The following is a 25,671-nucleotide window of genomic DNA, read 5'->3' on the forward strand; positions in this document are numbered from 1 at the left end:
ATGAGTTAAGCTCTATTTTTTAATTTAGTTTTTAGATGAAATAGTCTTTATGATCCAAAGAATAAAACTTAATATTCTAAAGCTTACTGAATTTCGTAATTATGATTCTTTGCTACTTAAGTTTGATACACCCTGTGTTGTGATACTTGGTGAGAATGGAATAGGGAAGACTAATATTCTGGAAGCAATTTCATTTCTATCACCTGGGCGTGGGTTACGTCTTGCATCTTATAGAGATATAAGACGTATAGGTTCTTCTTCTAATTTTTCTATCTTTGCTGATGTAGAAGGTATCACAGGGCCAGCAGAAATTTTGATAAAGTTGGAAGTAAAAGACAATACACTCGTACGTCGATTACGTATCAATGGTGTAAAAGTACGTGGTGTAGACGAGTTAAACAATTACTTACGAATAAATTGGTTAGTTCCTTCCATGGATCGAATTTTTAGTGGGCCAGTTACGGATAGGCGTCGTTTTCTTGATAGAATGGTATTTTCTTTTGATCCAAGACATGGAAGCTATATCATTAATTTTGAAAAATTAATGCGTGATCGTAATCGTTTATTAACTGAAGGTCGATTTGATCCATCATGGCTCTCTGCTATTGAGTCTCAAATGGCTGAATTAGGTATTGCAATAGAGCGTACACGTGCTGAGATGATATCTAAGTTATCTCTCCTTATTGCGGATGTAGAAAGTTCCCAAAAAAAATATTTTCCGAGTGCCAGGTTAGGTATCTCAGGATTTATGGACAACAAACTTGATAATAATATATTGGAGTTACAAAAAGAATATGCTGCAATTTTATGTAAATATCGCAAACGTGATGCTATAGCAGGACGCACTCTTGAAGGCCCGCATCGAAGCGACTTAATCGTATATCATTCTGAAAATAATTTGAAAGCTCATCAGTCTTCAACAGGAGAGCAAAAAGTGCTTCTAATGAGTATTTTTTTAGCTCATGCACGCTTAATATCTTCTACAACTGGTTTTAGACCTATTTTACTATTAGATGAAATTGCTGCGCATCTGGATAAAAAAAGAAGAGCTGTGCTTTTCGATATAGTGAACGATATTGGTGCACAAGTTTTCATGACGGGTAGCGATAAAGAACAATTTTCTACATTAGCCTGCAAAGCAAGATTTATACAGCTTTCAAATAACAATATAGATTATAATTAACATTGAGTGTTAAGTTATAAAATTTACAGTAAATTGCGCATTGAATCTCCTTTATAGACTCCAAGAATTAATACTCGCTCGGAAAAAAAAAGTAATTCTTCAAGAGCTGAGGTTACTCCCTCATAAGTTGGATGACCTTCAATATCTGCATAAAATTGAGTTGTCGAAAATTTCCCATCAACTTGATATCCTTCAAGTTTTGTCATGTTCACAGAATTAGTAGCAAAAGCTCCCAAAGCTTTATAAAGTGCTGAAGGTATATTTCGTAGATTAAAAAGCAAAGAAGTTATTATTTTTTCAGATGGGTTTGGTTCAGCCCATTTTTTATCACGTGAAATAATTATAAAGCGTGTTATATTACTTTTGGAATCCTCTACATTTTCGGATAGAATATTTAATTCGTAAAGTGAAGCCGCTAATCGTGGAGCAAGGGCTGCCATTGTACGATTACGTTGAATAGCAACTTTCTTTGCGGCACCAGCAGTATCATAAACAGCTACAGGAAGCCATCCATTTTTTTTTAGGAACTTACGACATTGGCTTAAAGCATGAATATGACTATGTACTGTACAGATTTCATCTTTTGTTACTCCTTTTATAGCCATGAGTTGTAAGTGAATAGGCATAAAATACTCACCAATAATATGAAACGAAGTTTCTGGTAATAATTGATGTATCTCTGCTACACGTCCCGCTAAAGTATTCTCGAAAGGTATCATTGCTAAATTAACTTCTTCATTAGCAAGACATGTAAATACATCATCAAAAGTCATGCAAGGAATAGTTTGTGCATCCGGAAACATATTTCGGCAAGCTGTATCAGAGTTGGCACCAAAATCACCCTGAAATGCGATTTTATTTTGTATTTTTTTCATACGACAATAGCTCTGATTAAGAATCACATTGAGATAATAAAAGACGAACTTTCTCTAAATCTGCTGGTGTATCGACTCCAATAATTTGAGTTTTTATAAGTTCAACATCAATACGCATGTTATTTTCCAAAGCACGCAATTGTTCAAGAGACTCTCTTTTTTCTAAAGGAGATGGTTCCAATTTAATGAAACGTTCTAATGCTTTACGTTTATAAGCATAAATTCCAATATGCTGGTAAAAGGGACCTATACCATAAGGTGCTCTTGCACGTGTAAAGTAAAGTGCGCGCAATCTATTGTCGTTTATAGAGGAGCCTATTACTTTGACAACATTTGGATCATTCGTTTCTTCTTCATGCGTAATATTACTTGCAACAGTTCCAATATCAACGGAATGGTCTTGTAATGGCATTAATGTTGCTAATATAACTTCGGGTTTGATTGTTGGTAGATCTGCTTGAACATTAACAACAATTTCAGTCTTATGTTCTAGATCTATTAAATTAAGAGCTTCAAATATACGATCAGAACCTGATACATGATTGCTATGGGTCATTATTGTTTCAAATCCAGCAGAGGAAACGGTATTTTGTATAATTGGATGGTCAGTAGCAATTATTACGCGTCCAATATTTACTGCACGTGCGATGTTGGCAACATGAATAACCATAGGAACTCCGTTAATATTGGAGAGTACTTTTCCGGGGAATCTTGTTGATGACATACGTGCTGGAATGATAATCACAATATGATTCGTACATTGATGCTGCATAAATTTAGACTTTTCTGTAATAAGGAGTTTGTCTATAATTTTTGAGGAGGCTGTATCCAAACATTATATTTCAATCATTACAATAATAAAAGATTCTTATAGTTAGTGATACTTTAAAAGTATGATTAACTATAAAAAATTAGTTATGACATGTTATTATTAAAATATAAATTATCTTATTTAAATACTTCTCCAGGGTAAGCTCCCCAAATTTTGTTTTGTTCTATCCAGCCTTGTATGTCAGAACTTCTTCCTTCGCACCAATTGCCATTGCATTCATTTATCTTAAGAAGAACTCCAGGTTCAAGCTTTGCAATAATTCTTGATGTTTTATTTGCTTCTTTATACATATCAATATAAATTTTTTTGGTATGCTTATGCAATAACCAAGGAGCAACCAATGCAGATCTTTGTCCTGAAAGTAACCATTGATTAACCCATCCTTCGGTGCCATCAACATCACGGATACGCCGCCAAGAATCATATTCTTGAATAATTTCAACTGGAAGGCCTGACTTCAGATACATCCAAGAAACAGGATAATCCTTACTAGGACCAACCCGCAGATTTGTTTTGTTAGATTTTATTGTCACAAAACGTGGTAAAGGAAGACCGCTTGGACCTTTAGGTAAATTTTGAGCAACAACTGTTTGATGTACTAAGAATAAGGCTATTATTATGAAAAGAAAAAAAAATCTTATTTGCACGGATATCCACTTTTGGGATATATTAAAGCATATTTTAGAAAATGATTTTCGCTCAAGCTTTAAACTGTTATATGTATTGTATAATAAAACAAGATGGCCACTCATTTTAATGCCCTCTTGGTTTGGAGTGAAATAGATACAAAATTGATAATAAAATTATATCAAATAAAAATTCAATAAATAATTTGATATAAAAAACACATAATAATTAAAGATAAAAATCTAAAAAATGTGTAAATAAAGTTGATACTATATGAAATTCTTTTCATAGCAAACAGCCTTTTTATATTCATATTATGTTATTAGTCATGACACTTAATCTGTTTTTGCAGGCGGTGATTTTGTTTTCTTTGAAATTAATTATATATTTACACCACTTAGTTTTTAAGATTAGCTTGTATTTTATGAAAATATTGCCAATATATGTTGTGAGAGGTTGGGATGTGGACGTGTTGATCGCTAACCGGGTCAGGTCTGGAAAGAAGCAGCTCTAACGTTCGTAGCGGGTCACAGTTTCAATCTCTCACTTTAGAGTTTTATTTTTGATTCCAATGAACGAATTTTCTTTAAATAAAGTTGCTGATAGCTATTATGTGTTAGCAAGAAAATATCGTCCTGTTGATTTTTCAGATATGATGGTTGGTCAAGAGCCTATGATTAGGACTCTAACTAATGCTTTTGAAACAGGGCGTATAGCACATGCTTATATGTTATCTGGTGTTCGTGGGGTTGGTAAAACTACAACTGCTCGGATTATAGCCCGGGCATTAAATTATAAGAACGCTGAGATAGATTTTCCAACAATAACGTTTAAAAGTTTTGGTCAGCATTGCCATGATATTATGAGAGGGCAGCATGTTGATGTTGTTGAAATAGATGCGGCCTCTCATACAGGTATTGATGATATCCGTGAAATTGTTGAACAAGTTCGATATAGACCTGTATTGGCTCGATATAAGGTTTATATTATTGACGAAGTTCATATGCTATCAACAGCAGCATTTAATGGTCTCTTAAAAACTCTGGAAGAGCCACCTCCATATGTAAAGTTTATATTTGCTACTACGGAAATTCGGAAAGTTCCAATAACGGTGTTATCACGGTGTCAAAGATTTGATTTGCGGCGTATACCTGTAGGTAGTCTTATTGAATTATTTACGAAAATCTTGGTGAAGGAATCTATAGAGGCAGAGGCAGAGGCAATCGCAATCATTGCAAGAATGTCTGAAGGATCTGCTCGTGATGGACTATCTCTTCTTGATCAGGCTATTGCTCAAGGAGAAGGACGTATTGAGGCTCAAAAAGTTCGTTATATGTTAGCGCTTGCTGACCGGAAACGTATTATTGATTTATTTGGTTATTTAGTAAAAGGGGATGTTGCTAGTGCTTTACGTGAATTTTCAGAACAATATGAAGCGGGAGTTAATCCTGTAACATTACTTACAGATCTTGCCGATTTTACACATGTGGTAACACGTTTGAAATATGTGCCAGAAACAGTGAAAGATGATTCGCTTAGTGAGATAGAAAGTTTGTGTGCTATTGAATATGCTCGTGAAGTTCCTGTTACCCTTCTTTCACATATTTGGCAAATGCTTGTGAAGGGTATTTCTGAGGTGGAAAATTGTATGCGTCCGGTAGGCGCAACTGAAATGGTTTTAATTAGATTGGCTTATGCAGCAGCTTATTTACCTTCACCAGAGGAAGTAGTTCGTCTTATTTTGAAGGATAAAGAAGGAAAAAAACCGGAAAAGGATATTATTTTTGCATCTTCAGATTCATCTGATGTCAATCATCATCAAGTTTCTGTTAAAATTGAAGAGAAAAATAATATCGATTCATATAAAGATAATAAGGTATTGAATTTACATGATACACTTAAGAATGATGTTAAGACTAAAGTTTCTTCAGTGGAAGAAATTTTAGACTTGTGTGAAAAAAATAATGATTTTAAAATAAAGACTCTAATACAGGAGTTTTTGCGTGTTGTGCGTTTAAAACCAGGACAGTTAGAAGTATATCTTGCTGAAGGAGCTCCTTCAGCTTTTTTACATCAGTTAGCTATAAAGCTTAAAGATTGGACTGGAATGCAGTGGACTATAAATTTAGCTTCGAAAGAAGAGAATTCTGTAAAGAAAGTTACAGAAACATCAAAGGATATTATATTTAAAAATATGCAGAAAGATCCAGATGTATTAGCAGCTGTTGAATGTTTTCCTGGTGCAAAGGTTTCTGATATATATATGGATGATGATCCATAAAAAATAGATTCAGCATCTAGAGGGTATGTTTTATAAAAAATATAGTTGTAAATTGTTAATGAGGTAAGATTATTTATGAATAATATTATGAATATGATGGGAAAAGTAAAAGAACTCCAAGAAAAGATGGAGAAAATACAAGAGGATATCGTAAAAATTGAAGAGGAAGGTGTCTCTGGAGGTGGTTTAGTTCATGTACGTTTAAATGGTAAGAATGAACTTTTGGGTCTAAAGATTGATTCATCTTTATGTAAAAAAGAGGAAATTGAAATATTAGAAGATCTTATTATTGCAGCTCATAAGGATGCCAAGAAAAAAATTGAAGCACGTATGTTAGAAAAAACGCGTGGAGTTACTGATGGGCTATCACTTCCTCCTGGATTTAAGCTTCCCTTATAAAAATATATAGATCCTAACTATGGGCATTTAGTTGGTGCATTAATTTAATGGTGAGTTATCACAAAGTTATTATTTAGTTGGGGGATTTATAGCTTTAAGATAATATACATCAGAGCATTCAATCTCTCTGTTCCAGTGAGAACATTTATAAGTTTATTTCCCCTCATATTTTTTCTTTTTAGATTAAAGTTTGGAATGTCAAAAAAAGTAACTGGACCAGAAATTGAAAAGCTTATCCAGCTTTTAGCCAGAATATCAGGGTTAGGACCTCGGTCTGCTCGACGGGCAGCTCTACATCTTGTAAAAAAAAAGAATCAATTATTGGGGCCATTATCTCAAGCTATGGTTGAAGCATATGAAAAAGTTTGCGTATGTTCTCAGTGCGGTAATATAGATACAGTTGATCCTTGTACAATTTGTACAGATAAAAAACGTGATCATTCAGTTATTATTGTAATTGAAGATGTTGCGGATTTATGGGCATTAGAGCGTTCTGGTGCAATGAATGCATTGTATCACGTTATTGGAGGAACTCTTTCTCCGCTTGATGGGATTGGTCCAGAAACACTTAATATTCAATCCCTTATAACAAGACTAAAAACAAATCAAGTACATGAACTAATTATAGCTATTAATGCTACCATTGAGGGACAAACTACAGCTCATTATATTATTGATCAGCTTAATTCTTTTGATATTAAGATTACACGCTTAGCGCACGGCATTCCGGTTGGCAGTGAATTAGATTACCTTGATGAAGGTACACTAATCGCTGCAGTACAAGCACGCACTGCTGTATAAGTGTAATTGATATCAATAAAAATCATGTCCATAGAAGTAAATTAAAATTATCAGTTAAAGGTATTTTTCAGATTTTTCTCTTTTTACAGTACTCTGTGTTTACGTTCAGAAAGTGTTATGTTCTAGATTGAAATAACTTTTCCAGGATTCATAATTCCAACGGGATCAAGTGCTCTTTTTATTTTTTTCATGATTGTAATTTTTGTTTTTGAAGATATTTTCTCAAGATAATCTCTTTTAAGCTGTCCTATCCCGTGTTCAGCTGCAATTGATCCATTATATGATAAAACAATAGAATGAACAAGATTACTGATTTTATCCCAATGTTCTGTAAATTGGTCTTCGCTTGCATTAAGAGGAGGAAAGATGTTAAAGTGAATATTTCCATCACCAAGATGTCCGAAGCAGCATATGCGTGCCTCCGGAAAGGTAGAAAGAATTTTTTTTTCTGCTTCGAGCAAAAAGTAAGGTATCTTGTCTAAAGGTACAGAGATGTCATGTTTAATAGATTTTCCTTCCTGACTTTGAGCTAAGGAGATTTTCTTTCGGATATTCCATATTTTATTAGCTTCTTCTTCAGAGGATGCTAATTTTGCTTCAAGAATAATATTCCTTGAAATACTTTCATTCAGTATTTCAGTGATTATTTGATAAGCTCGAATTTCGCTTTCTGTGGAAGCAATATCAATGAGAATATACCAAGGGTGTGAGTTTTTTAAAGGAGCTGGGAGCTTATTATCTGTATGTTTGATAATGAATTGTATTGCGGAAAGAGCAATAAATTCAAAGCTTTTTAGAGTATTATCTGCTATAGATCTAGAAAGTTGTAAAACTTGTAATGCATCTTTGGGAGAAGATACAGCAGCTAGCGCTACTTGATGTCCGATAGGATTCGGAAACAGTTTTAGTATTGCGCCGGTTATTACTCCGAGAGTACCTTCTGAACCAATAAATAAGTCACGCAAATCATAGCCACTGTTATCTTTCACGAGCTTATACATACCATCCCATATTTCACCGTTAGGAAGGACAACTTCTAGACCTAAACACAGTTGTCTCATATTTCCATAAGCCAATACAGAAACTCCTCCTGCATTAGTTGCTATATTACCTCCAATCTGGCAGGATTCTTCTGAAGGGAGAGAAAGGGGAAAAAGCCTGTTATTATCTTTTGCTATTTTCTGGATATCAGCAAGTTTGCAACCGGCATCAACAGAAATGGTGTTTCCTATTGAATCAATCTCTCGAATGTGGTTCATGAGTTCCAATGAGAGAACGATGTCATTTTCTCCTTGTCGTGGGGTTTGTCCACCCACTAGTCCAGTATTTCCTCCTTGTGGAGTAATTGTAGTTTTTGTTGCGTTTGCAAGTTGTAGAATTCTGGATACTTCCTGGGTGCAGGAAGGAAGGAGCACTAAAGGAGAACTGCCATTATAACGGCCTCTATATTCAGTGAGATATGGAGAAATAGCTGTTGGCTGATGTAATGCTCTGGATTCCCCAACAATTGCTGTAAATTTTTTTAGGAGATCATCAGGAAGAGTTTTCATATGTTTTTTCCTAAAAGGATTAAATTAATTACGAGGAGCAGCTGCTCTAGTAAGCCTGTCGTTGATTGCCTCTCCAATTCCATGATTGGGTATTTTGGTGAAAGCAATAGAAGAAACACCAGTATCATCAGCTATTTTCATGTACGCAAAAAGATTGGCTGCTGCTTCTTTTAAATTTCCAGAAACACTTAAGTCAAGAATAAGGGAGGCGTTTTCTATATTTCGTATAGACATATTTTTAAATCGGATCAAAGCTTCCCCAGGATTAACATGGGTGGCTTCAAGCCTTACTAAGGCTCGCGGGGCATAATGTGATTTTAAAGTTCCTGGCGATTCTATTTTTGATATGTCACTGATGGAGAGATACGCTCGATCTATTTTCGTTTCAGAGATATCTTCAATTTTTTCAGCTTCCAATCCACCAGGGCGTAACATTTGTAATTGTCCGTCAAGTTTAACTTTAATAATTGTTGATTCCAATCCTATTTTTGAATTTCCACCGTCAAGAATAAGGGGAACATTGTCTCCAAAGGTTGCCTGGATATCCTTTGCACAAGTTAGACTTATTCTTCCAGAAAGATTAGCAGAAGGGATAGTTAATGGGTAATTATAGGCAAGAATAAGTTTGTTAGAAAAGCCACATGGAACTCGGATACAAATTGTTTTGAGATTGGCAGTTGCTAAAGGATGAATAGTGTTGTGAGAAGATAAAGGCAAATTCAGTGTTAAAGGTCCTGGCCAGAATGCTTTTGCCAAACGCAACGAAACTGGGTCAAAGTTTACATATTTGCAAGCCATAGATATGTCTGCTACATGGCATATCAAAGGATTGAAGAGGGGCCTTTTTTTAATTTCATAAAGACGACGAATAGCAAGAGGGTTTCTTGAGTCAACTGCTAGCCCGTAAACAGTTTCAGTTGGAATAGCAATAGGTATTCCAGCTTCTAAAAACTCACAGGCGATTTTGATAGCATTGGCATCAGTGATAGATAGAATTTTCACCATAAAATTGGTCCATAAATTTTAACACAATTTATATGTGTTTTTTCAAGTCAGAGATTTTATTTATTGGGTTTTCTGGATATGTATCGTGTACGGAACTCCTAGCCCTCGTCTACGATTCACTTTAGGGTAATAGACTCTGAGTAAAAGGGTTTTTTCTGTATCTGAATTCAGAACGTAATCATTACCATCAATATCTGAAGAATAGATAGCTTCTATATTATCATCTTGTAATAAATCAAACATGGCAAGGTTAGAAAAATGCGATCTTGATGAGAAGATAATTTTAAGATGTTCTCCTTTTTTTACAGGTAAAAGATAAACAATCCCTTTTCCTATACGAGTCCATCCATGTAAAACAATATCTTTAGAAACAGAATTAAGTACCTTCAGTTTTTCTCCAGGGTAAAGGTTTACTTTTTGATTTGCATATATTGGTACAATGAATAAGGAATTCCAAAAAAACGCTGTACAAAATATATACATTAATTTCATGGTTACACAACAAAGTCTAAATGTTTTATAAGCAGTCTTTAAAGATAATTGTAAAGCCAATAACTTATAATAATCATAACATGATCACTTTAATAAAACCAGCTGTATTCTTTTAGGAATTTCTTAATTAAGAAGATTTCTATTAAAATTTTTTGTAAATTTCTTAAAGTCATGTAATTACAGTATTTCTCTCAATATGAGAGCTTAGCTTTTAGACTTAATGCATTTAAGTCAATTTTTAATTAAACGTCAAGAAGAGTATTATTCTTTCAGGAGCAGTTTGATCATGAGACCTTTAAATCTCTTGAGATTAGGATAATAGTATTTTGTATCTTGTGTATTCTTAAGAGTTTTTTGTTAAGGAATATTTGTTACGATAAAGCCATGGTTTTTAGCTAGTAAATGATGGAAATAACGCTTTTCTTTGCTAAGAGATCATTTTCTCAATCGCTAAGGTGGGGCTGCTTTACAAGAATATAAGTTATAATCCATAAACACTACTCTAGTGTTTTTAGAGCTTCGGTAAGTCCGTCTTCAAGGTCTTTTTTAAGGTCTGTGATAGCTTCTAGACCTATTGAAAGTCTGAGGAGTTGATCACTGATACCTGCTTTTTTGCGTACTTCTGCACCCATCGCTGAATGAGTCATGCTTGCTGGATGTGTTATTAAACTTTCGACTCCTCCTAAAGATTCAGCGAGAGAGAATAGCTTCAAGCTTTTAAGAAATGCCTTAACAGTTGTTTCATCACCAAACAGTTCGAAACTGAATATAGCACCAAAACCGGATTGCTGCTTTAATGCTATTTCATGGCCAGGGTGTTTTTTTAATCCTGGCCAATAGAGGTGTTTAACGGCAGGATGTTCGTTAAGAAAGTTAATCAAAACTTCTGTGTTTTCTTGATGTACTCGGAACCTTGGTCCCAATGTTCGGAGTCCTCGCATAACAAGATAACTATCAAAGGCACTGCCAGTAAAACCAATACAGTTTGCCCACCATTTTAATTGATTCCCTAATTCGACATCACGTGTGATTACCGCGCCTCCTATAACATCGCTATGACCATTGATATATTTTGTTGTTGAATGAACAACAATATCAGCCCCAAGCTCAAGAGGACGCTGTAATATAGGAGATAAAAATGTATTATCTACAACACATATTGCTCCATTTTCATGGGCTATTTGAGCTATATGCCGGATATCTATAATGCGTAGCAAAGGATTGGATGGAGTTTCAATCCAAATTAAGGCAGGTTTGTAAGAAAAAGCTTTATTTACAGTAGAGGGATCTGTAAAATCAATGAAATGAACATTATAACGCCCCTTACGTGACCATGCATCAAGCAGACGCCATGTCCCTCCGTAACAATCGTGTCCGGATAAAATTGTTCCCCCGTCCGGTATAAGTTCAAGAACAAGTCCTAAAGCAGCCATGCCGCTGGAAGTGATTATACAGCTTGATCCACCTTCCATTTTTGCAAGTGTATCTCCCAAGAGATCTCTAGTTGGATTTTTGCCACGGGAATAATCATAAGGACCTGGTTGACCTATATCTTTATAGAGGTAATTTGTAGATAAATAGAGAGGAGGTATAACTGAATGAAATTGCGTATCAGATTCTATTCCTGCGTGAACAGCTTGGGTTGTAATATCAAATTTACACATAAATAACTTTCTAATTTTTTAAAATAATAATTATAATATGGCGCTAAAAACTGTTCACTGAATAGTTTCTATTAAAGCCATTAAAACTTTAACATAAGGGATATAATTTGTTTTTTTATAGGATCATTTTTTAAGATTTTTGTAAAATGTAATTGCATAAACATCTTCGATACATGTAATAGAATCCTTAAATAAACCTTTATGGGAGTAGGTTTTTATCTGATAAAACTTTAAACCGCCAAAGATTTTCTGTTCCTTTTTTTATCCCAATTCTAGGAGTTCGAATGTATTCAGGTTTTTTTTCAGTATTATAAACACAAAAATCATGATTGTTTGTTAAATCACAAGAATTATTAACTTTTGAAATATCTAGATGCTTGCATAATTTTCCTGGTCCATTTATTTTAAGATTGTAGGGTTTGATTAAATATATTCCTCTGATTAATACTGCAGCAGGAAACCCTTCTTTTTCTGTAACAATATTGAGACAATAATACATTCCGTAAATAAAATAAACATATGAAAATCCAGGAAGGCCAAACATAACAGAAGTTCTAGGAGTATAACCTTTTGCAGCATGGCAAGCAGGATCGTCTTGTCCTATATACGCTTCAACTTCAGTAATAAAGCCTTGATAGTGATAAAACTTTAATATCTTTCCTAAGAGATGTTCTGCAACATACAGTGTATCATTTTCATAGAAATTTCTAGGTAAAATATGATATGTCATTGTTATATGCACTGAAATTAAAATGATATACCATGGATTGATACTTTTTAAAAAGCTTGAGAGCGCTATTTCTTGAAATCCTTTATTAAAAAATATAAAGACTTTTTTCAAAAGTTTTCAGAGAATTTTTTTCTAAACCTACAATTTATTGTTTCTGGAGCGGTAGTTTTCTTTCTCAATTTATTCCCAAAGGGAAAAAATATTTTTGCAAACTTATTTTGTCTAGATGTTGTGGCGCACCCGACAGGATTCGAACCTGTGACCTTTGGAATCGGAATCCAACACTCTATCCAGCTGAGCTACGGGTGCTGATTCTTATAAATAGAAAAATATTTTTTGATTTATTAGACTAAGTTTCTTTATTCTTCAATACATGAATCGGTATAAGCTTTCCTTTTACAATAAGTTAACTTCATATAATTGCCATATATAAACTGTCTATAAGATATTCTATTAATATAAGAGAAAATAATTTTAAAAACTATCAGACGAGTTTTTCATAATAAAATAAAGGTCATGAAGTCAGTTAGTAAATTTTGTGTTATTCATTTTAAATTCAGGATTGGTTTAGTACAAGCATTCTATGCGTGATGTTCTAGAAGGTATCTAGAAGTAATAGGAGGATATCATGAAGAAGACATTTAAAAAATCTCTTGTCGTTCTTTTAGGGATAACATTGAGTCTTCAAACTTCATTTTTGCAAGTTCAAGCGCATGACTGGAGAGCATATCATTGGGGACCACCTCCTCCTCCGCGACCGTGGGGACCTCCTCCTCCTCCTAGGTGGCATCATCATCATCACAATAATGATGCTCTTGTTGGTGGAATTGTTGGTTTTGCAACAGGTATGGTAGTGGGTGGAATGATATCTGATCGTCCACCACCGCCACCACCTCGTAGAGTTTATGTTTACGAGCAACCACAACCACCAATAATTGTATATAGAAATCGTTTAACTCCTTGGACTGATGAGTGGCGTATGTATTGTTACAGGAGATACAATTCATTTAATGAAAATACTGGTACCTATATTGATTATAATGGAGAAGAGCGTTTTTGTACTAATTAATGAGAGGAAATATTATTATCCGTTTCTTTTGGATTGAGTAATTTGAGGTATATAGTTCATTTTTATGAGTTATATGGCTGTTTTGTGAGACTAGAAGATAGAATAAAACGTTTCAGCAAAATCCAGAGTATTATTGAGGGTATTTCGCAACGTATGCTGGCTCGCACGTTGTGCAGCCGAGCGTGGTTCTTCTCAATGTTTTTATATACGCACCTCTTTAGGTCTAATGCTTTTCATTCGATTGAGAAACTTGACCGAATGCGCAAAAAATTATAAATTTTTGTAATTGATTTGTTTCAGAGATGGAATTTGCAGTATTGATACTGACTTCATGGGGTAGAAGACTTTTCTAAGGAGTTTTTAAATCACTGGGAAGTTTTTTTCTTCGTATTTGAAAGTCCTCCTGCATCAGTTAGTAAAAATGCTTCACCGCAAGCTTTAGCTAATGTTCGTACTCTAAGAATATAACTTTGACGTTCGACAACAGATATTACACCCCTTGCATCAAGAAGATTGAAAAGGTGCGATGCTTTTATGCATTGGTCATATGCAGGTAAGACACATTTATGAGGATCAGTAGTTTTTTTTAGAGGCACCAGTAGCTAGAATATCAAGACATTCTTTTTCGGCATCGATGAAGTGATTATGTAAATTTTTTACATTAGCATATTCGAAATTATATCGAGAATATTCTTGTTCAGCCTGCAAGAACAAATCTCTATAGCGGACTTTGTGTCCATCGGCGTGAGTGGCGAATACAACGTCATAGACATTATCTATGCCTTGTACATACATTGCAAGCCGTTCTAATCCGTAGGTTATTTCTCCAGATACAGGGGAACATTCAATTCCGCAAACTTGTTGAAAGTATGTGAATTGTGATATCTCCATTCCATCACATAAACATTCCCACCCTAATCCCCACGCTCCAAGAGTGGGACTCTCCCAGTCATCTTCCACAAAACGTATATCATGCATTAAAGGGTCTATACCTATAGCTTGAAGAGAATCAATATAAAGTTCTTGTAAATTAGGAGGGTTAGGTTTCAGCATGACTTGATATTGGTAATAATGCTGTAAACGATTTGGATTTTCAGCGTAACGTCCGTCTGAAGGACGACGTGATGGTTGTACATAAGCTGTTTTCCAAGGATTTACACCTAGAGCACGGAGTACTGTTGCTGGATGGAAAGTTCCAGCTCCAACTTCCATATCATATGGTTGTAAAATGACACATCCTTGACTTGACCAGTATTTTGTTAATACTAGAATAAGTTCCTGGAATGAAAGAGAAGAGTTTTTTTGTTGATTACAATTTATCAAGTTGAGGGAGTCCATCAAAACTAACGATATTTGATCGTTTTATCTTTTTTTAAAAAAACATTAAAATAATAACATTTATGATATAGAAAATTTTTCCCGTAAAAGATTTAAAAATCTTTTACCCGATACTCACCTGTTTTTTCATCTTTTACAAGTGTATTTATTTTGTCTTTTTTATTCATAGTTTTTTCCTTTTTGTTAGAAGAATATACAATTACTTTACGATAAATTGCCCATATGGCCCAAAATAATATCAATGAATATAAAAATTTTTGCATTACTCATGCTCCCTGTAAAAAATAAATTTTAATATTTATTCTTAATATAAGAAGTTTATAGTTTTAAACGTGGCAAAGCAGCCTTTCCATTAATAAGATCATTAACAAAAGTTGAAAAAGATTGGTTTGTTGAATTATGCAAGAAGATAGGAGAGCGCATGACTAATTTACCTCGAGCTCCTTTTATTCCTGTTGCTAGAATGCGTATAGCACATTCTCCCTCACGTGGATACAATGGAATTATTTCTATAGATCCAATACGTTTTTCGCAAGCAGCTACGATTTGTGTAATTGATTGAGGTTTAGCAATCAGAGATAATTGTCCTCCAGGTTTCATAATCGCACAAGCTGTACGAATCCATTTTTCAAATAAATCATCAATCATTACATGTGCTTCTTCTTTGATTTTATCAGGTGTGAGGCTATCTATTCTGTCATTAAAAGGTGGATTCATAATGACGTGATTATAGAAATTATTAGTGAGACCAGATAAAATTCTTTTTTTTCCTGTTAAAGTGACGTCACTCTCAATAAGAGAAACACGCTTAGAAAGTTCTTTATTAGCAGGTAAGGTTAATGTTTTACGTGCAAATTTTGCCATGAAATTAGAGCGTTCAACGAGTAAAATTTGCGCTTTCCTTAGTCTGGATGCAACAGCAAGGCCTGCTGCTCCTGCTCCTGCTCCGAGGTCTGCCAGATAGAAAGGATTTTGTTCTTCAACTAGAGATGCCAAGATCATTGCATCCATACCTGAGCGATGACCGCATGTTGAAGGTTGCACTAAATAAAACTTACCTTCATGAAATGCATCAATAGTTTCATATAACATGAATTATAAACACTGATTTCTTTAAAAAGCTCTCAATACAGTATTTTTATTCGAAAAGCATTAGTTTTTATTGTAAACTTTTTTATATTTTATGATATGTATCATGTGGTTTATATATAGTGATTTTAGGAATAATAAATTAGGAGTATAGATTTTGGTTCTCCAAATAGCTACTGAAGAAAAAAAAGATACATATGCTTCTGTAAAAATGTTGGAAGAACTTACAAGAAAAGATATGGAAAGCGTAAACTTGCTCATTTTTTCTAAAATAAGTTCTGATGTTAAAATGATTCCGAATGTAGCAAGGCATATTATTGACTCCGGGGGCAAGAGATTACGTCCTATGCTCACTTTGGCAGCGGCTTCTATGTTTGGTTCTGGTAGTGATATGCGTGTACATTTGGCTGCTGCTAGTATTGAATTTATTCATACAGCAACACTTTTACATGATGATGTCGTGGATGAAAGTGAACTACGAAGAGGAAAGCCTGCTGCACATGTAATTTGGGGGAACCAAGCAAGTATTCTTGTCGGGGACTATTTGTTGAGTAGTGCATTCCAAATGATTGTTCATACAGAATCAATGAAATCATTAGATATTCTATCAAATGTCGCTTGTACCCTTTCAGAAGGTGAAGTGCTTCAATTGACAATGTCAAACAATCTTGAAACAACAGAAGAAGATTATATTAGTATTATAAAGGCCAAAACAGCATCTTTATTCTCTGCTGCGGTAGAGGTTGCGGCAATCCTTGTAGGGACAGAAGATTGTTTTCAAAAGGCTTTAAAAGATTATGGCATGAATCTTGGTATGGCTTTCCAACTTATTGATGATGTTCTTGATTATGGCGGTAACATTTTTAAGATAGGAAAGAACATAGGAGATGACCTCCGTAGTGGGAAAGTTACCTTACCAGTTATATTTGCATTTCAAAGAAGCTCAGATGAAGAGAAAGCATTTTGGTATTCTGTTATTCAGCAAGGTAACAATAGTGAAGAAAATTTGGAAAAAGCCTTGATGTTAATTAAGGCATGTAATGCACTTGAAGATACTATATCTCGAGCGCGTTATTATGGTGATTTGGCTAAAGATTCTCTTAATTGTTTCCCAGACAATCCTTGTAAACTAGCACTTCTTGAAGTTGTTGATTTTTGTATTGAACGTTTCAATTAAGGTTAAACTCTTTTATAAAAAGGATGATGTTTTATTTAAAGCAGTAGAATAGCTGGTTTAATTTTTTGTTTTTATATCATCATTTGATATCATTAAAAGGGGTATTATGTCAGATAGGTTTTTTATAAAAGTTTTTTCTCCTATAGTAATGGTAGGTGTTTGGTTTACTTTTTTATCTGCAGCCACTGCACAGGAAAAAATTGAGTCGAAAAAAGTATTAAGCTTTTCTGGTGCTTTTTTAGCGGGTTATATAGCTGATCTGGAGCAGGATTATAAGCCTGCAGCCCTTTTCTATGAGAAAGCTTTATCTATGTCGCCTGACGCTGTCGTTGTGCGTCGTAAGTTGATCATATCACTCATTATGACAGAAGAATTTAATCAGAGTGTTAAATATGCTGAGCAGTTAAAAAATGATAAATTATTAGGGAACCTTTCAAAAGCTATACTTGCTTTGGAAGCAATTAAAAAAAACAAATATAAATCAGCTCAAAAGATATTGTTTGCTAGTAAAAGTAATAAGATAGCTACGCCAAAAACCTTCGATATCAATCATGTCATGGATACGATGCTTATAGCATGGGTTCGTGCTGGTCTTGGAAATGGACGCGAGGCCCTGGAAATAATGTGTTCTATAAAAGGGAATGAATTATCAGATATTCTGCGTGATTATGAAGCTGGTATACTTGCGATTTACATCAAAGACTTTAAAGCTGCACGCAATCACTTAAATAATGCTATTCATAACCAAAAAGGTGCAGTTATTGCACAAGATACTTTTTTGCGTTCTGTAATTTCTCTTGTTACGTTAGAAAGCTCTTTAGGGAACAAGCAAAAAGCTCTTGAAGCGCTTTCTTTCGGTGAGAGTTTAGTAGAGGATTATGCTCCTTTTAATATATTACGTAATAAAATTGAAAAAGGGATAAAAATCAGTCCACAAGTACTTACTGTAACGAAAGGAGCCGCTTCGGTTGTTTTTTCAATTGGTTCGGCTCTTTCTTCAGAGACTCTTGTGCAAGGAATTGAAAATCTTTATCTGAGAGCGGCGTATATGCTTGATCCAGAGGATGACGATACTTTAATTTTACTTGCTCAACTTGAAGAAAAATCTGGAAATACTGACCGAGCTATTGAATTTTATCAAAAAATTCCAGAATCTTCTCCTATAGGCTCAATTGCTTTAATGAAGCTTGCTCTCAATTTAGCAGAAAAAGGAAAGGTGGATGAAGGAGAAAAATGTATTAAAAGATTAATTAAAGCTAACCCTAAGGAGATTCGTAATTATATTGCTTATGGAAATATTTTGTACGATGCAAAGCGATATGATGAGTTGGTGAAGAACTATGATAGCGCTGTTAAGCTTATAGGTCAGAATCTAAATACATCGTATTGGCAAATTTTTTTTCAACGTGGTGTAGCATATGAAAAAATTAATAAATGGCCTGAAGCAGAAGCTAACTTTTTAAAAGCATTACAATTAAAGCCAGATCAGCCACAAGTATTAAATTATTTGGGATATTCATGGATAGAAAGAAATATTCAGCTCGAAAAGTCAACAGAAATGATCAAAAAAGCTTTAGAGTTTCGTCCTGATGATGGTTATTTTGTTGATTCATTAGGATGGGCTTATTTTCGGCTTGGTAAGTTTGAAGAAGCTGTAAACCAGTTAGAGAAAGCTGTATTGCTTAGGCCAAGCGATCCTAATATAAATGATCACTTGGGTGATGCTTATTGGAAAGTTGGACGTAAGTTAGAAGCTTCTTATCAATGGAATCATGCTATTATATTTAGCAAAGATGAAATTGAAATATCAAAAATAAAAGATAAACTTAAAAAAAGATTAGATCTCTGAAAGCTAATAGAAAGGATATAAAAATATTCTATAAGGAAAACTGATATAGAAATAGAATGAGTAATTTATTGTTTATTGTCGGATAAAAGATCTTAAATATTAAGTTTATAGCTTTTGTTAAGCATTATTTTAAATTGGATCTAGAATGCATATTCTAATTTTGTAAGTTTTTTCTAAAAGGCATATTTGTATTTTATTATCAAGCTGAGATCTTATGATGCATTTAAGATGCTTATAAGCGCTATTTGATAGGTCTTTTATAAACTTCAAATATAATGTTTATTCTCTTAAGATCAGAATGAGTGAATTGCTGAAAGTAAATAATGACTGTACACAAAATTCATTTCACTTCCTCTCCTGTCCTTGAAGCACAAAAAGCCTATCATGAATTGGTTTGTATGTATACAAATACTCCCTTTGAAGAAGCTGACGTTATCGTTGCTCTTGGTGGCGATGGATTTATGCTTCAAACTCTTCATGGAAATATGAAATCAGGTAAGCCTGTTTATGGTATGAATCGTGGTTCTGTTGGTTTTCTAATGAATGATTATCGTCCAGAGGAACTCGTAGAACGTCTGTCTGATGCAGTAGAACATATCTTTCATCCATTGAAGATGACTACTCTTAAAGAAGATAATTCAACTTCAGTGGCTTTGGCAGTAAATGAGGCATCAATATTACGTCAATCTTTTCAAGCAGCTAAGCTGAAGGTTATGATAGACGGGAAGGTGCGATTAGATGAACTGATATGTGATGGCTTGCTTGTATCTACACCAGTTGGTTCTACTGCTTATAATCTTTCCGCTCATGGGCCAATTCTTCCTTTAGAAGCGCCGCTTTTAGCCCTTACTCCTGTAAGCCCTTTCAGGCCACGGCGTTGGCGAGGGGCGCTTATTTCTAATCATTTAACAGTAGATATTGAAATCTTAGAACCAGATAAACGTCCTGTTAATGCTGTTGCAGATCACACAGAAGTAAAGTCAGCCTTACATGTCCAGATATCACAGGCTACGGATATAATGGTTCGTATTCTCTCTAATCCAGATAGATCTTGGTCTGATCGTATTCTTACAGAACAATTTTCTACTTGAACAAACAATAAACCTATATATGAAGAGCAAGAGCTGCTTTGATAAAGTCATCTAGATTTCCATCTAGTACATCTAAAGGTGCTGTATTTTCTACGCCTGTTCTCAAGTCCTTAACTAATTGATATGGTTGTAAAACATATGAACGGATTTGTCGTCCCCAGCCGATTTCAGGTTTGGAAGATGCTTCTATACTCACAGCTTCTTCACGTTTTTTTAATTCTAACTCATACAGTCTAGCTCTAAGCATATCCCAGGCTTTAGATTTATTTTTATGTTGCGAACGTTCTTGTTGACATTGTACAACAATATTTGTGGGTATATGAGTTATACGTACAGCTGAATCTGTTGTATTAATATGTTGACCACCGGAACCTGAGGCACGGTAGGTATCAATGCGGCAATCGCTTTCATTAATTTCTATTTCAATAGCTTCATCTATAACTGGATAAACCCAAATTGAAGAAAATGAAGTATGCCGACGAGAATTACTGTCATAAGGAGAAATTCTTACAAGGCGGTGTACGCCTGATTCTGTCTTTAACCAACCATAAGAGTTGTGCCCTTTTATGAGAATTGTTGCTGATTTGATACCAGTTTCTTCTCCATCATGCATTTCAAGAAGTTCTACTTTAAATCCTTTTCTTTCAGACCAACGCATATACATGCGTAATAACATATTCGCCCAATCTTGACTCTCAGTTCCACCAGCACCAGAGTGAATTTCAAGGTAGCTATCGTTAGAATCAGCTTCTCCAGAAAGAAGAGTTTCAAATTGTCGACGTTCAGTTTCACACTTAAGTTTGAGGAGAGCTTCTTCAACTTCACATACTAGAAATTGCTCTCCTTCTGCTTCAGCAAGTTCTAAAAAAGCAATATTATCTAAAAAATTTTTTTCAAGATCTTTGATAGAAGAGATTGAATTGTCGAGGTGTTGACGCTCCTGCATCAATTTACTTGCTTTTTCTGAATCTTCCCATAAATTTGGATCTTCTGCTTTATTATTAAGCCAATCCAATCTTTTAATGGCTGCCTCCCAGTCAAAGAGACCTCCTTAGCAGCTTTATACTCTGCTCGATTTCATTTATTGTAATCTGAATGTTATTGTTTGCTATTACCATAATTCCTCATAGTATAAGAAAAGTTTAATAGATTTTTTGAATTTAAAAAGTAAAAATGTTATAAATTATATTTTAATACAATCCTTGGACGCCAGAATTAATTGCTTGATTGGCTTGAGGAGATTTTCTTAATATTTCTTCAGATGACGTATTGCTATTCTCATCAATGACAGAATAAACCTCAGCTGGTCCTGTTCCAGGTTTGAAAGCCTCAATGATCATGTCAGGGTCTCCTTCTCGAGCAAGCATTCCTGTCCTTCTATTAACTGGAATAAGGCTCATGCCTTGGGGGATAACAAAACGAGAAGGCAAGACTCCCTTTGTTGCATCTTGCATAAAAAGATCGAAAATAGGAGCGGCAAGAGACCCTCCTGTAGCATTGGGTCCTAAAGATATTGGATTATCATAACCGATATACAGACCTGCTACGAGATCAGGAGTATAGCCTATAAAAAAGGCATCTTTATTGTCATTAGTTGTTCCACTTTTCCCTGCAATAGGACCTTTTATATGAATTTTTCCTGCTGCAGTTCCACGGGAGATCACACCTTCCATCATAGAGGTAATTTGATATGCTGTCATAGGATCTAAAACTTGTTCACGATTATCAATGATTTCAGGCTCGTCTTGATTTTCCCATCTGGAGGTATTGCAATCTTTACAAATACGCTTCTCCTGACGAAATATTGTTTTTCCATACCGATCCTGAATACGATCAATAAGCGATGGTTCAATCTGTTTCCCTCCATTAGCGATTACTGCATAAGCTGAAACCATTCGTAAGATGGTTGTTTCTCCTGCACCTAAGGACATAGCTAGAAGAGGAGGCATTTTATGGTATATACCAAAGCGTTCAGCATATTCTGCAACAGTATTCATTCCCATATTATGTGCGAGACGAACAGTCATTAAGTTACGAGATTTTTCAATTCCAAAACGTAATGTAGATGGACCTGATGAGGTGCGTCCATAATTTTCTGGTTTCCATACTTTTCCTCCAGATACAATTTCTATTGGGGCATCCATAACAACAGAGGCTGGTGTGTAGCCACTATCTAGTGCAGCTGCATATACAAATGGCTTAAAGCAAGAACCTGGCTGTCGCATTGCTTGAGTGGCGCGATTAAATTCAGATTGGGCAAAAGAAAAACCGCCTACCATCGCCAAGACACGTCCAGTACGAGGATCCATTGCAATAAATCCTCCTTGAATTTTAGGTACTTGTTGTAATTTCCATCCTTTAAGAGAATGTTTTACGTATATGACATCTCCAGGAAATAAAACAGTATCAGGAGATTTTGAAGTCTTATGAGATGAAGAAGCCGAATGGTAAGCCCAGCGCATATTAGAGCCTTCAATTACACTACGGTTACGTTTAGAATCTATTTTACCACTTGGAGCAATAGATGGTTGAAGCCCTATTTCAACTCGAGACTTTGATGTTGATAAAACCACAGCAAGTTTCCACTCTGGTACATCTACTAAAGGGGCAATTTTTGCTAGAGGTTTTCCCCAATCATCTTTTATTGAAATATGAGCTACAGGACCTCTAAATCCACGTCTTTGATCATAGTCTATTAAACCTGATTGAAGAGATTTGCGAGCGTAAATCTGGAGATGAGGATCAAGAGATGTACGAACAGACAAACCTCCTTCATAAAGAGCCTTTTCTCCATAACGGTTAATAATCTGACGCCTTACTTCTTCTGAAAAATATTCAGATGCAAAAAGATGTACACCAGGATATCGTCGAGATATGTTCAGAGGCATTTTTTTGGCGTCTTCAGCTTTAACACTTGATATGTAATGATTTTCTGCCATACGATCAATGACCCAATTACGGCGGGCGATTGCTGCTTCAGTTCTACGAAAAGGATTATAATTGCTAGGCCCTTTAGGAAGGGCTGCAAGATATGCTGCTTCAGCTATATTTAATTCAGTAACAGATTTATTAAAATAGGTTAGAGCTGCTGCTGCAATTCCATAAGAGTTAAGTCCGAAAAAAATTTCATTTATATAAAACTCTAGAATCTTATCTTTACTGTAAGCTTGTTCAATACGAAAAGATAAGATTGCTTCTTTGATTTTTCTATCTATGGTTTGATCTGAGCTCAAAAGAAAGTTTTTTGCAACTTGTTGTGTAATTGTTGAAGCTCCTTCTGGACGGCGACCAGAACCAAGATTTTGAATATTATTTAAAATAGCGCGACCAAGTCCAGAGATATCCACTCCTGGATGGTTATAAAAATTTTTGTCCTCGGCTGAAAGGAATGCTTCTTTGACGTGGTCAGGAATCGCTTGTATAGGTAAAAATAGCCGGGTTTTTTTTTGCATATTCAGCCATGAGAGCACCATTTCCAGCATGGACTCGTGTTGTAATAGCTGGACTATAAGAATTCAATACAGCGTAGTCAGGAAGATCCTTAGACACTTTGATAACATAAATTCCTATTCCTAATGCAGCTGAAAAGAATAAGATACAAGCAAATCCAAAAAAATATCCAATTAATCTAATCATGAAGAATATACCAAAAATTCTTTGATTTTGTCATGAAGGGAGGATGTTACCGTTTCTTGGTAAAGAACTTCTCATGACATTATCTATATTATGAACCAATATATACTAAAACAGGCGTTATTATATCTGATTTTTATTTTTTTCATATAGATAATCTTTATTATATATTTTTACTCGAAGGATTTATTTTTTAATATTGAATTCTGATAATTAATGATTGCTTGTGCAGTTGTTTTTGCTATTCGATCACGCCACTTTTCATTAAGTAATAAGAGTTCATCATTATAATTTGAAAGAAACCCAACTTCTAAAAGAGCTGAAGGGATATTTAAGGCTTGTAAAACTTGAAAAGTGGCATGGCGATGAGAATTATTAGTGAGTGCGATATGAGCTTTTTTAAATTCTTTAATAATAGATTTAGCAAATGAATTAGAAAAAGTTTGTGTTTCACGTTTTGTTAGATCTAACAGAATGTTTTTTACTTCTGCGGGTTCTTTTGCGGGTTCTTTTAAGGGTTCGTTTTTAGATAAAAGTTCAGAAAGATTTTCGCGTTTTGCTACATTAGCGGCTAATCTATCGGATGATTTTTCAGAGAGCGTGTAAATGGTTGCTCCACGAATTTTATTGTTGTTTAATGTATCCGCATGGATTGATATAAATAAATCGGCATGATGTTCATGTGCTATAGAAACACGTTGTGATAAAGATAAATATTCATCAGTCTCTCTTGTCATGATAACTGTAATACCTTTTTGACCGATTAAATATTTCTTGAGTGCGAGACCGAGAGAAAGGGTAATATTTTTTTCAGGAGTTCCAGTATTTTTTCCTGATGCCCCGTTATCAATGCCTCCATGACCTGGATCAATAGCTATAATGAAATTAGAGTGTGGATTTGGGGTATCAGGAGGAAACTCTGGAAGGGAAGAAGTATTATGATTTTGTTCAGATTGGTTGCTTAGGATAGTATTAAAATCTTTAGCAGAAATTCTTTCTACTTCAAGGATAAGGCGGTAAAGCATTTTATCTTTAATAACTACAACTTTTTTTTGGGTAATATGTGCAGGGAAAAGAGGAGTTAGTATAATTTTTGCAGTATGCTTTTCTGTCAAATTGTAAGCTATTTTACTGAAAAAACCTTGAGCTTTTAGTGAATCAGAAGCAAATTCAAAAGCAGTTTCTGGTAAGTTTATAACAATCTGAGGGGGGGTGTCGAAATAGTTAATGGATGTTTCTGGATAATCATTAAAATCAATTACAACCTTAGATATGTTTCTTTCGTCTTTAATGTACATTGCATGAGCTATCAAGCTATTTTTATCGCTTGCAAAAACTTGGCAACAATAAAACACGAAGCCAAATAAATATATTATGATACAACAGTTAAGTAAATTTGCTATTCTCATCTCAGTATGCTTGTTCAGTATGGTAGCATATAAATTGCGTCAATAATACAAGTCTTTTTATTCAAATTTTCTAGAAACCTTAAAAATTTTAAGATAAGCCAATCAATCTCCATAATTACTTATTAGCCTTTTCTCTTGCTATCTTAGAATATAAAACATATGAATATAGAAGGTGTGATGTTTATCAGAGATTGATAAGATATGATAAACTATTGAGCCCATAGATGCTATACATTAAAATATAATGTGAGGGTGTTTATTAATTCATAAAAGTTTTTAAATTCCGATTTTTTTCGGTTACCCTAAAATCGTATATAATTATTAATTATGGGGTGATTAGGGTAAGGTTCGCTGGACCTTTAAAAAAGGTCTTTGGTATTATTATAAGTTTTTATCCAATGTATCGTAATAGATGAAGCCCGTATTTAAAATATATTTTTATAGAGGTGAATTTTTATTCCCTCAAAATTATTTTGGCTATATATTTAGGATAAGAACTATCTTTATCATCCGGCTCTTACTTTCAATGATTGACTGTGTTTTAACAAGAAAGGCTAAATTGAAAGTGAGAGGTCGA

20 protein-coding genes, 1 tRNA gene, 1 other RNA gene and 2 pseudogenes are annotated in these 25,671 nt (G+C 34.5%); 9 read left to right on the top strand and 15 right to left on the bottom strand.

Annotated elements, in window-relative coordinates:
* The first annotated feature begins 49 nt into the window (after positions 1–49).
* Positions 50–1,183, top strand: a complete 1,134-nt coding sequence (recF, locus tag B488_RS00265) for a DNA replication/repair protein RecF (protein ID WP_015272473.1) — start codon at positions 50–52, stop codon at positions 1,181–1,183.
* A gap of 23 nt (positions 1,184–1,206) precedes the next feature.
* Here recF and B488_RS00270 read toward each other — a convergent pair whose 3' ends face one another.
* The 3 genes from B488_RS00270 to B488_RS00280 form a co-directional block, all read right to left on the bottom strand.
* On the bottom strand, positions 1,207–2,058 hold the full coding sequence (locus B488_RS00270; protein ID WP_015272474.1) for a prephenate dehydratase: 852 nt from the start codon (positions 2,056–2,058) through the stop codon (positions 1,207–1,209).
* Between the two features lie 16 nt (positions 2,059–2,074).
* Positions 2,075–2,830 (bottom strand): 3-deoxy-manno-octulosonate cytidylyltransferase, encoded by a 756-nt coding sequence (locus tag B488_RS00275; protein WP_015272475.1) that lies wholly within the window; start codon positions 2,828–2,830, stop codon positions 2,075–2,077.
* 176 nt (positions 2,831–3,006) lie between these two features.
* Positions 3,007–3,642 (bottom strand): SH3 domain-containing protein, encoded by a 636-nt coding sequence (locus tag B488_RS00280; RefSeq protein WP_015272476.1) that lies wholly within the window; start codon positions 3,640–3,642, stop codon positions 3,007–3,009.
* 330 nt (positions 3,643–3,972) lie between these two features.
* Here B488_RS00280 and ffs point away from each other — a divergent pair.
* The 4 genes from ffs (at position 3,973) to recR (ending at position 6,998) form a co-directional block, all read left to right on the top strand.
* Positions 3,973–4,066, top strand: an RNA gene (ffs, locus tag B488_RS06960) — signal recognition particle sRNA small type.
* A 22-nt stretch (positions 4,067–4,088) separates the two neighbouring features.
* On the top strand, positions 4,089–5,798 hold the full coding sequence (locus B488_RS00285; protein ID WP_041770849.1) for a DNA polymerase III subunit gamma/tau: 1,710 nt from the start codon (positions 4,089–4,091) through the stop codon (positions 5,796–5,798).
* A 75-nt stretch (positions 5,799–5,873) separates the two neighbouring features.
* A complete protein-coding gene (locus B488_RS00290; protein WP_015272478.1) occupies positions 5,874–6,197 on the top strand; it encodes a YbaB/EbfC family nucleoid-associated protein in 324 nt (107 codons plus the stop codon).
* 195 nt (positions 6,198–6,392) lie between these two features.
* Positions 6,393–6,998: a recombination mediator RecR gene (gene recR, locus B488_RS00295; RefSeq protein WP_015272479.1), complete on the top strand. Its 606-nt coding sequence runs from the start codon at positions 6,393–6,395 to the stop codon at positions 6,996–6,998.
* Positions 6,999–7,120: 122 nt separating this feature from the next.
* Here recR and B488_RS00300 read toward each other — a convergent pair whose 3' ends face one another.
* From B488_RS00300 to B488_RS00325, 6 genes are all read right to left on the bottom strand, one after another.
* The gene (locus tag B488_RS00300; protein WP_015272480.1) at positions 7,121–8,548 is read right to left on the bottom strand and encodes an FAD-binding oxidoreductase; all 1,428 of its coding nucleotides are present in this window, start codon (positions 8,546–8,548) and stop codon (positions 7,121–7,123) included.
* 24 nt (positions 8,549–8,572) lie between these two features.
* The gene (locus B488_RS00305; RefSeq protein ID WP_015272481.1) at positions 8,573–9,553 is read right to left on the bottom strand and encodes an L-threonylcarbamoyladenylate synthase; all 981 of its coding nucleotides are present in this window, start codon (positions 9,551–9,553) and stop codon (positions 8,573–8,575) included.
* 60 nt (positions 9,554–9,613) lie between these two features.
* Positions 9,614–10,036 carry a hypothetical protein gene (locus tag B488_RS00310; RefSeq protein ID WP_015272482.1) on the bottom strand — a complete coding sequence of 141 codons (423 nt, stop codon included), beginning with the start codon at positions 10,034–10,036 and terminating at the stop codon, positions 9,614–9,616.
* A gap of 506 nt (positions 10,037–10,542) precedes the next feature.
* Entirely contained in the window at positions 10,543–11,709 is a 1,167-nt protein-coding gene (metB, locus tag B488_RS00315; RefSeq protein ID WP_015272483.1) for a cystathionine gamma-synthase, read from the bottom strand.
* Positions 11,710–11,908: 199 nt separating this feature from the next.
* Entirely contained in the window at positions 11,909–12,439 is a 531-nt protein-coding gene (locus B488_RS00320) for a DNA-3-methyladenine glycosylase (protein ID WP_041770853.1), read from the bottom strand.
* Positions 12,440–12,671: 232 nt separating this feature from the next.
* A tRNA-Arg gene (locus B488_RS00325) sits at positions 12,672–12,748 on the bottom strand.
* Positions 12,749–13,067: 319 nt separating this feature from the next.
* Between B488_RS00325 and B488_RS06760 the strand changes: the two genes are divergently transcribed.
* Positions 13,068–13,508 (top strand): BA14K family protein, encoded by a 441-nt coding sequence (locus B488_RS06760; RefSeq protein ID WP_015272485.1) that lies wholly within the window; start codon positions 13,068–13,070, stop codon positions 13,506–13,508.
* Between the two features lie 365 nt (positions 13,509–13,873).
* Here the strand turns inward: B488_RS06760 and B488_RS00335 are convergent.
* From B488_RS00335 to B488_RS00340, 3 genes and pseudogenes are all read right to left on the bottom strand, one after another.
* A pseudogene (locus B488_RS00335) lies at positions 13,874–14,846 on the bottom strand (glycine--tRNA ligase subunit alpha).
* A gap of 92 nt (positions 14,847–14,938) precedes the next feature.
* A complete protein-coding gene (locus tag B488_RS07125; protein WP_015272487.1) occupies positions 14,939–15,109 on the bottom strand; it encodes a hypothetical protein in 171 nt (56 codons plus the stop codon).
* A 55-nt stretch (positions 15,110–15,164) separates the two neighbouring features.
* Positions 15,165–15,938 carry a tRNA1(Val) (adenine(37)-N6)-methyltransferase gene (locus B488_RS00340; RefSeq protein ID WP_015272488.1) on the bottom strand — a complete coding sequence of 258 codons (774 nt, stop codon included), beginning with the start codon at positions 15,936–15,938 and terminating at the stop codon, positions 15,165–15,167.
* A gap of 154 nt (positions 15,939–16,092) precedes the next feature.
* On the opposite strand from B488_RS00340, the gene B488_RS00345 reads away from it, so the two are divergent.
* The 3 genes from B488_RS00345 (at position 16,093) to B488_RS00355 (ending at position 20,052) form a co-directional block, all read left to right on the top strand.
* The gene (locus B488_RS00345) at positions 16,093–17,112 is read left to right on the top strand and encodes a polyprenyl synthetase family protein (RefSeq protein WP_015272489.1); all 1,020 of its coding nucleotides are present in this window, start codon (positions 16,093–16,095) and stop codon (positions 17,110–17,112) included.
* A gap of 106 nt (positions 17,113–17,218) precedes the next feature.
* Positions 17,219–18,961, top strand: a complete 1,743-nt coding sequence (locus B488_RS00350; RefSeq protein WP_015272490.1) for a tetratricopeptide repeat protein — start codon at positions 17,219–17,221, stop codon at positions 18,959–18,961.
* A 323-nt stretch (positions 18,962–19,284) separates the two neighbouring features.
* Positions 19,285–20,052, top strand: a complete 768-nt coding sequence (locus tag B488_RS00355; protein ID WP_015272491.1) for an NAD kinase — start codon at positions 19,285–19,287, stop codon at positions 20,050–20,052.
* 13 nt (positions 20,053–20,065) lie between these two features.
* Here the strand turns inward: B488_RS00355 and prfB are convergent.
* The 3 genes and pseudogenes from prfB to B488_RS00370 form a co-directional block, all read right to left on the bottom strand.
* Positions 20,066–21,170 (bottom strand): peptide chain release factor 2 gene (gene prfB / locus B488_RS00360; RefSeq protein ID WP_144049176.1). Its coding sequence is split into 2 segments (ribosomal slippage): positions 20,066–21,091 and positions 21,093–21,170, totalling 1,104 coding nucleotides; the frame shifts between segments, so codons are not numbered across the junction.
* 72 nt (positions 21,171–21,242) lie between these two features.
* Positions 21,243–23,688: pseudogene (locus tag B488_RS00365) on the bottom strand (penicillin-binding protein 1A).
* A gap of 170 nt (positions 23,689–23,858) precedes the next feature.
* A complete protein-coding gene (locus B488_RS00370; RefSeq protein WP_172792736.1) occupies positions 23,859–24,983 on the bottom strand; it encodes an N-acetylmuramoyl-L-alanine amidase family protein in 1,125 nt (374 codons plus the stop codon).
* Positions 24,984–25,671 lie beyond the last annotated feature (688 nt).

It is taken from the genome of Liberibacter crescens BT-1, assembly GCF_000325745.1.
Taxonomy (GTDB): Bacteria; Pseudomonadota; Alphaproteobacteria; order Rhizobiales; family Rhizobiaceae; genus Liberibacter; species Liberibacter crescens.